The 14,972-nt window shown below is 44.3% G+C and carries 11 protein-coding genes; 5 read left to right on the top strand and 6 right to left on the bottom strand.

The window, feature by feature from the left end:
* The first annotated feature begins 7 nt into the window (after positions 1-7).
* From LRS05_RS15725 to LRS05_RS15715, 3 genes are all read left to right on the top strand, one after another.
* Positions 8-481 carry an RDD family protein gene (locus tag LRS05_RS15725; protein ID WP_257866497.1) on the top strand — a complete coding sequence of 158 codons (474 nt, stop codon included), beginning with the start codon at positions 8-10 and terminating at the stop codon, positions 479-481.
* A gap of 3 nt (positions 482-484) precedes the next feature.
* Positions 485-733 carry a hypothetical protein gene (locus tag LRS05_RS15720; protein WP_257866496.1) on the top strand — a complete coding sequence of 83 codons (249 nt, stop codon included), beginning with the start codon at positions 485-487 and terminating at the stop codon, positions 731-733.
* Positions 734-813: 80 nt separating this feature from the next.
* A complete protein-coding gene (locus tag LRS05_RS15715) occupies positions 814-2,154 on the top strand; it encodes a deoxyguanosinetriphosphate triphosphohydrolase (RefSeq protein WP_257866512.1) in 1,341 nt (446 codons plus the stop codon).
* A 163-nt stretch (positions 2,155-2,317) separates the two neighbouring features.
* On the opposite strand, the gene LRS05_RS15710 is transcribed toward LRS05_RS15715, so the two are convergent.
* Together LRS05_RS15710 and LRS05_RS15705 are read right to left on the bottom strand one after the other, a co-directional pair.
* Positions 2,318-3,268, bottom strand: coding sequence for a DUF3078 domain-containing protein (locus tag LRS05_RS15710; protein WP_257869174.1), 951 nt, complete (start codon positions 3,266-3,268; stop codon positions 2,318-2,320).
* Between the two features lie 38 nt (positions 3,269-3,306).
* Complete coding sequence (locus LRS05_RS15705; RefSeq protein WP_257866516.1) at positions 3,307-5,076, bottom strand: 1-deoxy-D-xylulose-5-phosphate synthase; 1,770 nt, start codon at positions 5,074-5,076, stop codon at positions 3,307-3,309.
* Positions 5,077-5,560: 484 nt separating this feature from the next.
* Between LRS05_RS15705 and LRS05_RS15700 the strand changes: the two genes are divergently transcribed.
* Entirely contained in the window at positions 5,561-7,726 is a 2,166-nt protein-coding gene (locus tag LRS05_RS15700) for a VCBS repeat-containing protein (RefSeq protein ID WP_257869173.1), read from the top strand.
* Entirely contained in the window at positions 7,695-9,122 is a 1,428-nt protein-coding gene (locus tag LRS05_RS15695) for a T9SS type A sorting domain-containing protein (RefSeq protein WP_257869172.1), read from the top strand. Before LRS05_RS15700 ends, LRS05_RS15695 begins: the two co-directional genes overlap by 32 nt.
* Positions 9,123-9,271: 149 nt before the next feature.
* Here the strand turns inward: LRS05_RS15695 and LRS05_RS15690 are convergent, their stop codons facing one another.
* The 4 genes from LRS05_RS15690 to LRS05_RS15675 form a co-directional block, all read right to left on the bottom strand.
* Positions 9,272-11,398: a prolyl oligopeptidase family protein gene (locus LRS05_RS15690; RefSeq protein ID WP_257869171.1), complete on the bottom strand. Its 2,127-nt coding sequence runs from the start codon at positions 11,396-11,398 to the stop codon at positions 9,272-9,274.
* A gap of 42 nt (positions 11,399-11,440) precedes the next feature.
* Positions 11,441-11,815, bottom strand: coding sequence for a DoxX family membrane protein (locus LRS05_RS15685; protein ID WP_257869170.1), 375 nt, complete (start codon positions 11,813-11,815; stop codon positions 11,441-11,443).
* A gap of 169 nt (positions 11,816-11,984) precedes the next feature.
* Positions 11,985-12,563 (bottom strand): type 1 periplasmic binding fold superfamily protein, encoded by a 579-nt coding sequence (locus tag LRS05_RS15680; RefSeq protein WP_257869169.1) that lies wholly within the window; start codon positions 12,561-12,563, stop codon positions 11,985-11,987.
* A gap of 17 nt (positions 12,564-12,580) precedes the next feature.
* Positions 12,581-14,956, bottom strand: a complete 2,376-nt coding sequence (locus tag LRS05_RS15675) for a TonB-dependent receptor (RefSeq protein ID WP_257869168.1) — start codon at positions 14,954-14,956, stop codon at positions 12,581-12,583.
* Positions 14,957-14,972: the final 16 nt, after the last annotated feature.

Below are 14,972 nucleotides of genomic sequence, written 5' to 3'. Positions count from 1 at the left end.
ACACCTTATGGAAATAACAGATGATGTGCTTGCTGTAAAAAGCAAGCGATTCGGGAATTTTGTGATAGACCTAATTTTCCGGTATGTGATTGTGTTCGTGTTGAGTTTTATCGCGATTGTAATAGATCCCGAAGGATTTACGGCCTGGATTGAGACTGTGACTACGCTCGAAGATATCATGTACAGCCTGCTGCTATTAATGATTTACTTCATTGTAACGGAATCAATTTTCCAGAGGACGGTAGGGAAGTTAATCACCGGGACAATGGTTGTAATGGCCGACGGTTCAAAACCATCTTTTGGGACAATTGTGCTGCGTACATTGTGCAGGCTGATACCTTTTGAGGCATTATCTTTTATTGGTGATGACGCGTATGGCTGGCACGACAACTTCTCTAACACCTATGTAGTTGATATTAAATTGTATAATGAAGCAATGAGTCGGAAAAATTCTTTCGATGATATAGGCAAATCAGAATAAATCATGTCAAAAGATAAAAAGGATATATACACCGGCATTATCGGAAAAGATGAGAAAGGCAACTACCACTGTGGCGAGTACCTGCTGGATTATAAAATAGTGGTGAATAGCTTTAAGGAAGGCGATAAGATAACGATACGCTCGGTGATTGAAAACCCAAGCGATATCAGCTATCACGACTACCCAATGAAGTCAAAGGATTTTGTACTGGCTGATAAGAAGTTCGTAAAAACACCACGTAAAGAAGAGTAACTAGCCAAAAGGCACAAGCCACAAGTTTTGCTGCAAGAGTGAGTAACTTGAAACCTTAAACCTGAAACAAAAACTCCATGATGCAATGGGAACAGCTGCTGTCTCTTAAAAGGCAGGGCGATACAAGCAAGCGTTTACGTAAAGAACAGGATGATACCCGCCTCGGCTTTGAGGTGGACTATGACCGTATTATATTCTCGTCGGCGTTCCGCAGCCTGCAGGACAAGACGCAGGTGATACCGCTCTCTAAAACCGACTTTGTGCACACCCGCCTCACGCACAGCCTTGAAGTGAGTGTAGTTGGGCGTTCACTTGGGCGTTTGGTAGGCAAGAAAATCATAGAGAAGCATCCATACTTAAGCGAAGTGCATGGTTTCCATATGAACGATTTTGGGGCTATTGTGGCAGCGGCGGCGCTGGCACATGATATTGGCAACCCACCCTTCGGGCATTCGGGTGAGAAAGCTATTGGCGAGTATTTTAAAACCGGCAACGGGCAGCAGTACCGTGATAAGCTTACTGATAAAGAGTGGCAGGACCTGATTGATTTTGAAGGCAATGCCAACGGTTTCACACTGCTTACATCATCACGCCCCGGCGTTGAGGGCGGCCTACGCCTCACATATGCCACGCTTGGCACTTTCATGAAATACCCCAAAGAATCGCTTCCTAAAAAGCCGACTGCCAATATATCTGATAAGAAGTACGGGTTCTTCCAATGCGATAAAGAGTTTGTTCAGGACGTGGCGAAAGAGCTGGGAATGATTCCGAATAAAACAAGTGGAGATATAGGTTATGAGCGTCACCCGCTGGCGTATCTGGTTGAAGCGGCCGATGATATCTGTTACACCATTATCGATTTTGAAGACGGTATCAACCTGGGCCTAATTCCTGAAGAATTTGCCCTGGAATACCTCATAAAACTGGTAAAAGATTCTATAGACGCAGCCAAATATAATACGCTGACAACTAAGGAAGACCGCCTGAGCTACCTGCGTGCACTGGCAATAGGCAGCCTTATCAGCGATGCGGTAAGCACCTTCCTTGAGAACGAAGAATTGATACTGGAAGGTAAATATCCCCACGCGCTCACAAATCAGGGCAGATATACTGCACAAATGCGTGATATCATCAATCTGAGCGTGAAGAATATCTACCAAAGCCGTGAAGTAGTAGAAAAGGAGATAATGGGTTACAGGATGATTAATGTACTTCTGGATAGCTTCTGTACCGCTTACAACAAAAAGTATGACGGCACCGCGGGAAATTATGACAACCTGCTGCTGAAAATGCTTCCCGAAAAGTTCATCACCGAAAAAATGAACTTATATGACAGGCTGCTGCATATCTGCCACTTTGTATCAACCCTTACCGATGGTAAGGCAGTGCTGTTGTACAATATGATAACAGGGAACAAATAATCGACTGTTCGACATCTTCGAAAGTTGGATATTCGATTTCGACTGTTCGAATTACCAAGTATATGAAGAATAAGCATTCAGACAGTCATGCTGTCGAGTAATCGAAGAGGTCAATTGTTGAAATAGTCATGCTGTCGAAAGATCTAATAATCGAAAAATCTGACTAAAAAGTATAGCTCAGCCCAAGCCCTAGTATTTGCTTCAGCTGAAGTTTCGGGCCTACGGTCACTACTCCGCCATCACGCTCTTCGGTAGCTTTTATATCATCATCATAAATAATATGGGTGCCTATGTTGGCCTTCACATATTCATTTACGGTCATATCAAGCGACAGCTGCCAGTCTACATCAATATTCCCGAAATTGTTCAGGTAATCGCTGTAGAAACTTATACGGTGATCCATTTTTATGTTTTTAGCTACTGGGCGCTTTATCTGGTTGGTTACAAGTATACCAACTTCAGTACGCGACTTTTTGCCGTCTCGTAATTTATTGCTCTCACTGTCATAAATGGCACCATCAACCCCAAATGCACCTTTATCTGCAAGCATCTGGTTCAGGACTAAAGTAGTCTTTTCAGTAAGAGGCGAGAAATAAGCAGTAAGCCCAAGGTCTTTGCGGATGTACTCTGTACCAACACCCAGGAAAATATAAGCAGGTGCAAATGGGGCAGAGATTTCAATATCGGTATTAGGGTAGGCATAACCGTTGGCAAACTGGGTATTAAAAGTAAATTTTGAACTGTAGTACCAGTTAGATATCGTGTCTGTGCGGTAGCCGAAGGTCGAGTTCATTTGTATCTGGTCGTCTGTCTTTCGCATCTCACGCCCTTCCTGACTGTTAAGCCCATATTTCAGTATTAGCTCATTATTCCAGTTGAGGTTGCCTTTGGTGTATTTCCTGATGAAAGCGCCTTTGGCAAGCCCGGCAACCGAATTATTACCACCTACGCTCCAGTTAACAAAAGCTACCTGGTTTATGTCAAGGCCCACGGTATTGGTTTTCGTCCAGTAAGTAATGGTATCAGGCAGGGTTGTAGTAATAAGCACCTGTGCTTTCAATTGAGAAAAAAACGCCAAAAACACTACTGTAGTGAGGTATACCCTGAACTTCATCGGGAAACGGTTTTAATTCGGTGCAAAAGTCGGTAATTTTAGTAAGCCGAAAAAATATCGGTAAGTGATTTAACGTCTATACCGCAAATTTGTTGCAGTTCGGTTACTGTTCCGTGTTCAATGAAGTTGTCCGGAATCCCTAAAACCCTGATAGCAGCTCTGTAGTTATGCTTTGCAGCAAAGGCCGTAATGCTGCTGCCGAAACCGCCGATAACGGTACCGTCTTCAATAGTAATGATGGATTTGAATTCTGCAAAAATCTTATGTAAGAGCTCTTCATCAAGCGGCTTTATAAACCCAAAATCATAATGCGAAAACTTATCAGCGCTACTACTATTTGCAAGCGCTTTGGTAACATTGTTGCCGATTGTACCCGTGCTTAAAATCGCAGCTTCACTACCGGACTTCAGCTGTTGTGCCTTACCTATTTCAATGCGTTCAAACGGCTTCAGCCAGTCGGCGTTTTCTGCACGGCCACGCGGGTAGCGAATAGCAATGGGGTGGGGCAGCCCAAGCTGGGCGGTATATAAAATGTTTCGTAAATCAGACTCATTTCGCGGTGCATAAATGATAAGGTTAGGTATACAGCTGAGGTAGGCAATATCAAAAACACCGTGATGTGTAGCGCCGTCTTCGCCAACCAGCCCGGCGCGGTCAAGGCAGAAAATAACAGGCAAATTTTGCAAAGCCACATCGTGAATAACCTGGTCATATGCCCGTTGCAGGAAGGTTGAGTAGATGTTGCAAAACACCGTCATTCCTTGGCTGGCAAGGCCTGCGGAGAGGGTTACGGCGTGCTGCTCGGCAATGCCAACGTCAATGGCACGATCCGGGAAAGCCTCCATCATAAATTTCATAGACGAGCCCGATGGCATGGCCGGCGTAATCCCGATGATTTTATCATTTTGCTGCGCCAACTCAACCAGGGTTAACCCGAAAACATCTTGGTATTTGGGCGGAAGCCCTTCGTTTTTAACCGGCAAAACTTCACCAGTCTCGCGGTTAAATTTACCCGGGGCGTGGTACTTCACCTGGTCTTCCTCAGCCAGTTTCATGCCTTTGCCTTTGGTTGTAACAATGTGCAGGAAACGTGGGCCTTTCAGTGATTTCTGCCGATTAAGTTCGGCAACCAGAACTTCAAGATTATGGCCATCAATAGGTCCGCTATAATTGAAATTCAGCGAGCGTATCATGTTGTTTTGGCGCGGATTACGGCCTGCTTTTACCTCTGTGAGATAATGCTTGAGTGCGCCAACGCTCGGGTCAATGCCAATGGAATTATCGTTGAGTATCACCAGCAGGTTGGCATCGGTCATCCCGGCGTGGTTCAGGGCCTCAAAAGCCATTCCTGATGCTATCGAGGCATCACCAATCACAGCAATGTGTACTTTTTCAGAATCACCTTTTAATTTTGAGGCCAGCGCCATGCCCAGAGCTGCTGAAATTGAAGTGCTTGAGTGGCCTGTGCCAAAAGCATCGTATTCGCTCTCATCGCGTTTTGGGAAGCCGCTGATACCGCCAAGCTGACGGTTGGTGTCAAAGCTGTCTCGGCGGCCAGTGAGTATCTTATGGCCGTACGCCTGGTGGCCTACATCCCAGATTAACAGGTCATTAGGGGTGTCAAAAACATAGTGCAGGGCAACAGTAAGCTCTACAACGCCCAGGCTCGCACCCAAATGCCCCTCTTTAACCGAAACCACATCAATTATAAACTCCCTCAACTCATGCGACAACTGATGTAATTCGCTAATTGAAAGCTGTTTAATGTCTTTTGGGGAGTTGATGTTTGATAAAATTTTGCCCGGCATTTTGTGGTATAAAAAACAAAGTTACGATAATTAATTTTCGCGCCTCGTTTTAACAGAATTTAACACCTGAACAATAAATTGCCTTATTTGCCTTCACTTTTGAATTTTTGCAGAGCAGCGATTAACACTTCTTTAACAGGTGCTGTTCAATATGTTTTTCAATTAAAAAAATGCAAGAAAATTCTTCCTTATAAAATAATCGATGAACGGTAACTTTTTGAAAGGGTTTTGTAACGCCGGTTCAAAATAGCCGCCGTAATTTTGCAGTGTAGAAAGTTAAGGTTTCATTTTTCAAGTCTTCAAGTTTCAAAGTCTTCAGTTTTCAAAGTTTTTCAAGTCTTGCAAACGTTCTTTGAAATTCTGAAATTTTCCAGCTTAGTCTTTATTTAGTGTGCTTGTAAAACAGTCCACATATCGGTCGCTTGTATTTTGTTTGCTGTAAATCAAAACAATATGCTATATTCGCGGCAGAATAAATCACTTTATGAAGAAAATTTTTACGCTTGTGTTTTTAGCGATTTGCGGGGCAGCTCAAGCCCAAACGGGTTTTGCACGGGAAATAATAACAGACGAGACATCCGGCGACTTTCATTTGATGTATACTGCAATTGCAGATATTGACGGTGATGGTAAAAATGATGTTGTAAGTAAGGGGTCAACAAAAATCCTATGGCATAAAAATATTGATGGACATGGTACATTTGGCCGGGGTAAAACTATACTTACAGGTGAGTCAATGCGCGGATTTATTACAGGTGATATTGATGGTGACGGAGACAAGGACATTATTTTCCATAGATATAGTGAACAAAGTCAGTCAGCACACATAGGTTTTATCAAGAATGACGGAGCAGGTAATTTTGCTCCTGTAGTGATGATAGCTAGTCTTGGCAATACCATTGCAGATGTAAACCTTTATTTATCTGATATAGATGCTGATGGAAAACCTGATCTTGTGTTTATAAAAAATAATGCTGTTTGCTGGTCTAAAAATACTAACGGGCAGAATTTCGCTTCGCCCACTGTAATTGCCCAACTTAGTGATGCAACTATAGTGTTTACATGCTCAGATTTCACTAATGACGGTCTTCCGGATATTGTGTATAACCATGTAAATACAATGGGTTTAATTAAAAATATCGGGGACGGGAATTTTGCAGCAATGCAACCTATAGATACAGCATCTATAGGTTTTAATATCGCAGCTGCTGATATGGATAGTGATGGTAATGAAGATATTGTATTTATAAGATGGGAACAGGATTCAAGCTTTTCCTTGAAAAGTTTGGTGTGGTACAAAAACAATAATAATGGTCAGTTTGGTGCGAGGCAAACCCTGGTTACACCACTAACGGCAAATAATAGCTATGATTGGTTCTGGCTGGAAACCGCCGACTTTGACAATGATGGTAAACACGACATTGGCTTGTCGAGAAGGGAAACAGGTAAATTGGCCTGGTACAAAAACATGGGAAATGGTATTGTGGCGGCTGAGCAGGTTATCGCCCAAAATATGGCCGGCATCATCAATTTTGCGGTTGGCCATATAAATACCAACGAAAGTATTGATGTTGTTGCAAGTAATGCGGGCTACAAATTGTCGTGGTATAAAAACACGCCGGATGGCTTTAATAGCGAAGTGAACATCACCAGCGCAGTGTTTGACCCTAATAAAGCGGACACAGGCGATATTGATGGTGATGGCTATATAGATATTGTGGTATCATCTGGAACCGACAAGAAGATTACTTGGTACAAAAATAATAACGGGCAAGGCTTTACAGGAAACCAGAATATTGTGACCTCTTCTCTGAATGGCGCATGTAATGCCACGCTTGTTGATATAGATAATGACGGCGACCTCGACATTATGGCGAACAGCACATATTTTATGCAAGGCAGCTATACTTCTCTATTTTGTTATAAGAATAACGGGCAGGGAATATTTACACAACAGCTTATAATACCTGAAGAGTTTGGCAACCCTGCTTACAGCTATAATTATGTTGACGTAGACAGTGACGGAGATAAAGATATAATTGCTTATATAGCTCCTGCTGTTAAAGTGTATAAAAACAATGGCAATGGCACATTTGCCAATCCTTATGCTATTACACCATGGACTACATGGCCATATCCTAATAAAATTTTCTTTGGCGATATTGATAATGACGGTAAGCCTGATATGCTTACTTCTACAAACAACATCGGTAGTCAAGTTGTAGCTGTTAAATGGTATAAAAATTTGGGTACCGGCACTTTTAGCCCTGCAACAGATTTGCAAAATATACCTTTTGGAGAATTTATAATAACCGATATGAATGCCGATGGCAAGAATGATTTGGTAAGTTTATTGCAAGAGCCCACTGAAATTGCATGGTTTCAGGGTATGGGGTCTGGTGCTTTCAGTCAGAAAAAATTTATTGCGACTACGTTTCTTAACTTTGAGATGATAAAGGTGGGTGATATTGATGGTGATGGCAACAAAGACATCGTTTCAACATCACACAATGGGCAAGCACTTGTATGGTATCGTAACAATGTTAATACAGGCACATTTTCTTCCACTCCAATTATATACTTAACACCGGGAAGCGGACCCTGCGAGCAGTATAGCCGTGACAGATATAAATGGCGATGGCAAAAATGATATCGCTGCCTGCTCGGTGCTTGATGATTCTGTAAGCTGGTTTAAAAATGTTGGTGAATATTATAATACAATTACCGGCACTGTACGTTTTGATGTTGATGCCAATGGTTGTACACCAACAGATACAACGGCACAGCAGGTTTTGGTAACATCAACTAATGGTAGTAATACATGGTCATCTTTTACAAATGTTTTTGGTGTTTTCACGACAAATACAAATCAGGGCACATATAATACAACAATCACTTCGCCACTGGCAAATTTCACGGCTACGCCGCAGTCACAGCAATCTGCTTTCACAAATAACAGCGGAGGCAACAGTACGCTTAATTTCTGCCTGCAGACAACAACGCAAATTACCGATCTTGACGTTTCAATTTACAATATAACTGAAGTAAGGCCTGGATTCCCGGTTCGATACAAAGTTGTCGTTAAAAACACAGGGACAGTACCTGCGGGAGGCAGTCTTGTGGTGAATTTTGATAGTGCAAAACTAAATTATGATCCTGATTCATCGTCGCAAGCAACTGTTACAGGAGATAACCTCAATTACAATATTGGTACAGTTTCGGTATTTCAGTCAAAAGAATTCATAGTTAACTTCATAGCTAAAACAATACCAACGATAAATCTTGGTGATGAAGTGGTGCTAACCGCAAATGCTACAGTAGCAGGTGACGCGACGCCTGACGACAACTCAGCAACGGACACTGCAACGGTAGTAGGCTCATACGACCCTAATGATATCACGGTGCTTGAAGGCAGCCAGATACTGCTTGAAGATGCTGATGAGTACCTTCACTACCTTATCCGTTTCCAAAACACGGGTAACTATTATGCTGAAAGGGTAGTGGTAAAGAACCCTATTGACAGCAAGCTGGACTGGACAACCATGCAGATTGAAAGCATGAGCCATAACGGCCGTGTTGAAATAATAAATGGTGCCGAGGCCACATTTACGTTTGATGCCATTTATTTACCGGCTGTTACTGTAAATGAGCCTGCATCACACGGGTATATTGCTTACAAGATAAAGCCAAAAGCTAATGTTCAGTTGGGTGATACTTTTACAGAGCAGGCACATATTTTCTTTGACTTTAACCCGGCTATTGACACCAACATTGTTACCACAACAGTTGTTGACGCCGCCGCCGGACTGCCGCAGTTCACCGCCGAAACGGTCACGGTTTATCCTGTGCCGTCTAAAAACATCCTCAACATAAAAGCCAATACAGGCATTGCTAGAATTGAGATATACAACCAGGCAGGGCAGCGTGTGCTTAGCAATGTCTTACAAAACAGCATCGATATTTCGGCGCTTAGCCAGGGCATTTATTTCGCGAAGATTGAAGATGTAAATGGCAGTAGCGTGACAAAGAAGGTTGTTAAGAATTAGATTTAAGCATAGCGAATCGGGATTAGGTTCCATTTCGACCGAAGTGCAGCGGAGTGGAGAAATCTAAATAAATAATAAAACCGCCTTACTTGAGGCGGTTTTATTATTTATTGCACCCTGCTTAGCCAGCCAGGTGTTCAATTAATAAACTATTTCTTCATATCAGGTTTAACACCCATGTTATAAAGCGTAAATGCCTGTACATCGCTATACTCATCGATAACCTGCGTTACTGATTTTCCTGCACCATGCCCGGCCTTTACACCAATACGTATCAGTACAGGATTTTGGCCTGCCTGTGCTTCCTGTAGTGTAGCGGCAAATTTGAAGCTGTGTGCCGGTACCACGCGGTCGTCATGGTCACCGGTAGTTATAAGCGTGGCAGGGTATTGTGTGCCTTTCTTTATATTGTGAAGGGGTGAGTAGCCTTTAAGGTACTCAAACATTTCTTTACTGTCGGCAGCCGTGCCATAATCATATGCCCAGCCCGCGCCTGCGGTAAAAGTATGATAGCGCAACATGTCCAGCACGCCTACTGCCGGGATGGCTACCTTCATAAGGTCTGGCCGCTGCGTCATGGTGGCCCCTACAAGCAGCCCGCCGTTGCTCCCGCCGAAAACAGCAAGGTAGTCGGGTGATGTGTAGCCATTGGTAATTAGGTAATCTGCCGCAGCAATAAAATCATCAAACACACTCTGCTTCTGCATTTTTGTGCCTGCATCATGCCACTTCTTACCATATTCTCCGCCACCGCGAATGTTAGGTACAGCATAAATACCGCCGTTTTCCATCCATACTGCGTTGGCAATGCTGAATGATGGTGTAAGGCTTACGTTAAAGCCGCCATAGCCATACAGTATTGTAGGTGTCTTGCGGGTAACCTTAAGGTCTTTCCTGTGAGTGATCATCATAGGTATTGTTGTACCGTCTTTTGATGTGTAAAACACTTGTTTAGACACGTAATCATCAGGATTAAAATCTACTTTTGGCCTGGCATATACCTCACTTTCTCCTGTCATCGGGTCAAAAGAAAATATTGTCCCCGGAGTGATATAGTTAGTAAAAGCATAGTAAAGGGTTTTGTCTGTCTTTTTACCGCCAAAGCCGCCTGCATAACCCGGTCCGGGAAGGGTGATATCCCTGACAAATTTACCGTTGTAATCATACTGGCTGATAACCGATAAAGCGTCTTTCATGTATTCAGCAAAAATATAGCCCCCGCCTGTTGAAGGTGTCAGTACGTTCTCTGTTTCCGGTATCAGGTCTTTCCAGTTCTTCTGCTGCGGTGTTGCAGCATCAACAGTAACTATTCTGCCATTTGGTGCTTTGTAATTAGTATGTATATATAGTTTAGTGCCAACATTGTCAATCACGCTGCTGTCGCTGTCAAAATTATCGGTAACCTTTATAATCGGGCTGTTAGGCTTGCTGAGGTCTTGTATGTACAATTCATTGCCTGATGTGCTGTTGGCAGCCGAAATCACAAGATAGCGGTTGTCTTCAGTTACATAGCCGCCTACATAACGGCGCTTTACTTTATCGCCAAATATTACTTTGTCCTGGCTTTGAGGCGTACCCAGCTTATGGTAGTACAGTTTATGCTGATCTGTCTTTGCAGATAGTTCACTTCCCTTTGGTTTGTCATAGCTGGAGTAATAAAAGCCGTCATTGCCTTTCCATGCCATCCCGCTGAACTTTACATTGGTAAGCGGTGTGCCAATCTGTTTCTTTGTTTTGGCATCTATTACAAGAACGGTACGCCAGTCACTACCGCCTTCGGAAATAGAATAGGCTGCAAGATCGCCCTTTGTTGTAAAGTTTACACCACCCAGCGATGTTGTCCCGTCTTTAGAAAAAGTGTTGGGATCGAGAAAAACCTCCTCTTTTCCTGCTCTGTCGCGTCTGTACATCACGCTTTGGTCCTGAAGGCCGTCATTCTTGTAATAGTAGGTATATTCACCTTCAACAGACGGTGCCGACACCCGCTCGTAATTCCAAAGCTGCTTCATACGCTCGCGTATCGCATCACGGAAAGGTATTTTATCAAGATACTCAAATGTTACCTCATTTTGTTCGGCTACCCATGCAGCAGTTTGTGCGGAGCGGTCATCTTCCAGCCATCGGTAAGGGTCGGCAATTTCTGTCCCGAAGTAAACATCTTTAGTATTGTCTTTTTTGGTTGTAGGGTATTTGCGCTTTGGCGTAGCGTCCATAGTGGTTTGGGCAGTAGCGGTCAGGCTGCTTACGGCAGCCATGGTTAATATTAGTTTTTTCATTGATGGATAGGTTATAAGCAAATATAGGCAATCAATATAACATCAGGCGAAAAGGGGCTTGTATTTCTGGCGGTGTTTGTAAAGCAGTATGCCGTTGAGCGCTGCTACCAGTATTGCCGTACCAACCGAAGGTACATCTAAAAAAAGGTGAAACAATAAAATATTCAATGACAACGGAACCAGCAGCACCAATGCAAAAGGCACCCATTTTTTGAAAAGCAGCAGCAACCCGATGAAAATTTCGAAGATGGCAATGATGGTAAGCACATAGCCCGTAGCCGCAAGTGACGATATAAATTCTGCCGCTTCAGGCGAAGGCTCGGGTAGCGGAATGAAAGCATAAAGCTTGTTTGCGCCAAAGAGAATAAGGATGATGCCGAGCAGTATCCGTACGATTTTTGTAAACTGTGAATTCATAAGCATTAGTTTTAAAGGTTGGTAACACACTTAAAATCAACACTAATGTAAACAAATAATCATTGCAGATTTAACAAAAAATTAATAGTGGTTACAGTCAACAGTCGCAGTCGCAGTTTTCGGTAACGGTATACTGTAACTGCGACTGAAAACTGCGACTGCCAAGCTGCTACGGCTGTACCACCTGTATATTAAATACCGCTTCTGCATCTGTAGCCCCGCCCGCGTTTGTGATTATGCCCTGTGCCACACCTTCTGCATTTTTATTAGGCTCGTGAACCAGAACAATGCGCAGTTGTCCCGTTGCGGCAGTGTTTGATGTGTTGAAGTTAACATTAAGTCCAACAGGCTTACCATTTACATCAGTATCAGTATACGTGAATGTGCCTAAATTACCTCCTGTCTGTACAAAGAAAATCTGGTGCTCATCGCCTTCTTCCTCAATCTCTTCAGTGATGTTCTCTGCCGGATTCACCAGTTCATTCAGAAACGTAACTGAACCTGCATATGTTTTACCCGAGATAAACGGCCCGGAAATCGTAGGTACAGGAAGGTTTGGCCCGTCTCCGTCAAGGTCACGATAGGTAAGCGTTACTGTATCGCCGCCGCCCTGCGGTACAAATGTGGCCGTTACGGTTGTTATCACTTCTTCTTCGTTTACAGGTACTGCCGTTGTTGCATCGTCATCACTGCATGATGCTGCGAATAGTGCTGTAAGTGCGATTGCGAAAATTTTAAAATGCTTCATAGTATAAAAATTAGTGTTTAATAATTCAGTTTTAATTGTAATTGAAAATTGCGCCCGGCTTCGTCAAGGTAAAGCCGCTGGCGGTTGAGATAATCTCTGTACGATGTATTGAAAATATTATGTACTGACAGTGACAAAGCGCTCTGCACGCCTGCTATCCTGAACTGTAATCCTGATGTAAAATGCAGCAGGTGATAGCCGGGCGGGGGAGTGCTCACATCCGTAAGTATCGGGACAAGCTCATCACCTACGGCCACATCAGTAAAAAAGTTATTATCCTGATAACGGCTTTGGCGGAACACGGCTTCACTTCGTAACTCGGCATACAAGTTTTTCCAAGATGAAGTGTAGCGGATGGCGTTTGTTATGTTGAGCGGCGGCATGTCGACTACTGGAAAGTCGTTCCTTGTGTCCTGGCCATAAATGTACGCCCCTGTGAAAGTATATTTGAAAGCATCCGTTACCTGCCATCCTGCCTGTACGTCGAGCCCCGAAAGCAATGCATCTGTCTGCCGATAAGAGTAAACCGGAAACGAACCTCGTATAGTATATTCTGCACCCGTCGGCTGTAAATAGATATAGTTATTGATGATATTGATGTATGGCATAGCGCTGAACGTAAAATCGCCTTCATTATCTAAAACCGTTGCCGACAGCTTCACCGCCTTTTCTTTACCGATGCGGAGGTCTCCCAGCTCTATCGTACCCGTGCTGTGGTGCAGTCCGTCGCTAAAAAGTTCTGAAGGGTTAGGGTTACGCACGGCCAAACCTGCATTTGCCAAAAGCTGTAAGCCACTTTCAAGCGTTTTGCGGATGCCCAGGCTCGCCGAAAGGTTGTGATAGTCATAGGTGGGATTTGTGCGCCACTGCGTCCCAAAATCGCCGGTTATGATATGGTCTAAACTTCCGTCGTTATACCCAAGTGCATCCCACCGGCTCTTTTGGTAAAACTTGGTAGCATTTACATGGCTGAAGTCATATCGTAGCCCTGCTTCTGCCAGAAGCGTTTCACTAAACTTGTGCGTGTACATGCCAAATGCGCCGGCATCATACCGGCTGTAGTTGGGTATGAGCGGACGTATGCCTGTATCAGGACTTGCCTCGTTACGCTGCATCATCCCGTTTGCGCCCAACATCACAGAGCCTGTTTCCAATTCTTTTTTCCAATGCCCTGTAAGGCTGTGAGTAGCCAGGGTCAAATCAAGCGCCGGTTTGTTTTCATACTGGCCGCGGCGCAGGTCATATTCCTTACGGTCATTCAGCTGCAAGGCATATTCCAGCGCGGTTTCAGTATCATCGCTTTTACGGGTATAACCTGCTTTTACTGTGTGATGCATCACTTCCTGGCGTGGTGCGCCAATGTTATATGTAAACGGCTCAATAACTGATGGCTCACGGCTGTTGATGGCCCGAACCAAATCTCCGGTGCTTCCTATATGGGTTGCTTTAGCTATGCCTATTGTTGTATTATAAAGGCTATAGCCAAAAGTAAATTCATTACTTTCACGGCGGTAAGCAACATCTCCTGCAAAGTTAGCCTCGCGGTTGCCGGTGTTGCTCAACACATAATCAGGCCCCTGCCTGTCGCCCATATATTTAAACGTGCCTGCAGCATTCCATGCCCAGCCTTTCACTGCGCCTTTGTGAATAGATGACGTTATGCTCCCGCCGCGCCCGTTGCTGTCGCCCGTAAGTATCGTCCGCCCGAATAGCGTGTCCTGCAATACCCTGAACGGCTCGGCCAGCACCACCCCGCCAACCGCGTCACCGCTGTATTGCAACGCTGCAGCCCCTTTGATAACTGATAACCGTTGTGCTGAATTAATGTCGAGGTTAGGGGCATGCTCCACGCCCCATTGCTGGTCTTCTAATCGTACTCCGCCGTTAAAAACAGGAACCCTGCTGCTGTGCATACCATTTATGACAGGCTTTACAATACTGCTGCCTGTGCGCAATGTGTAGGTTCCCGCCACTTCGCGCAGGGCATCGCCCACGGTAGCATTGCTATAGCGTTCCAGCACTTCCTGTTTAATGCGTTGGTCATGCCGGGTTTCTTTTTCGGGGTTGCGAACAGCCACCTGCACTTCCTCAAGCTTCAGGCTTTCGGGCTGCAAAAAGGCATTAAGAATCCTGTCGCTGTCAAAATCAATTATAGTGTCAAGGCTCTTATAGCCAAGATAGGAAACAATAACGCGGTGATTGCCCGTGCTGATGCCATGCAGTTCATAGCTGCCGTCAGGCGAAGCTACGGCATGCAGACTTTCTATATGAATGTGCGCCCCGTCAAGCGGTGTATGTTGTGCTGATGTTACACTGCCGCGCAATGTATGCTGCGCCTGTGAACACCAGCCCCCCGCCAAAACCAACAGCAGGAGAAATCGGTAAAAGTTCATGATGATGAATTAGTAT

Origin of the sequence: Flavobacterium sp. J372 (assembly GCF_024699965.1) — a bacterium.
GTDB lineage: Bacteria > Bacteroidota > Bacteroidia > Flavobacteriales > Flavobacteriaceae > Flavobacterium.
This window is presented reverse-complemented; position numbering and strand designations above follow the sequence as displayed.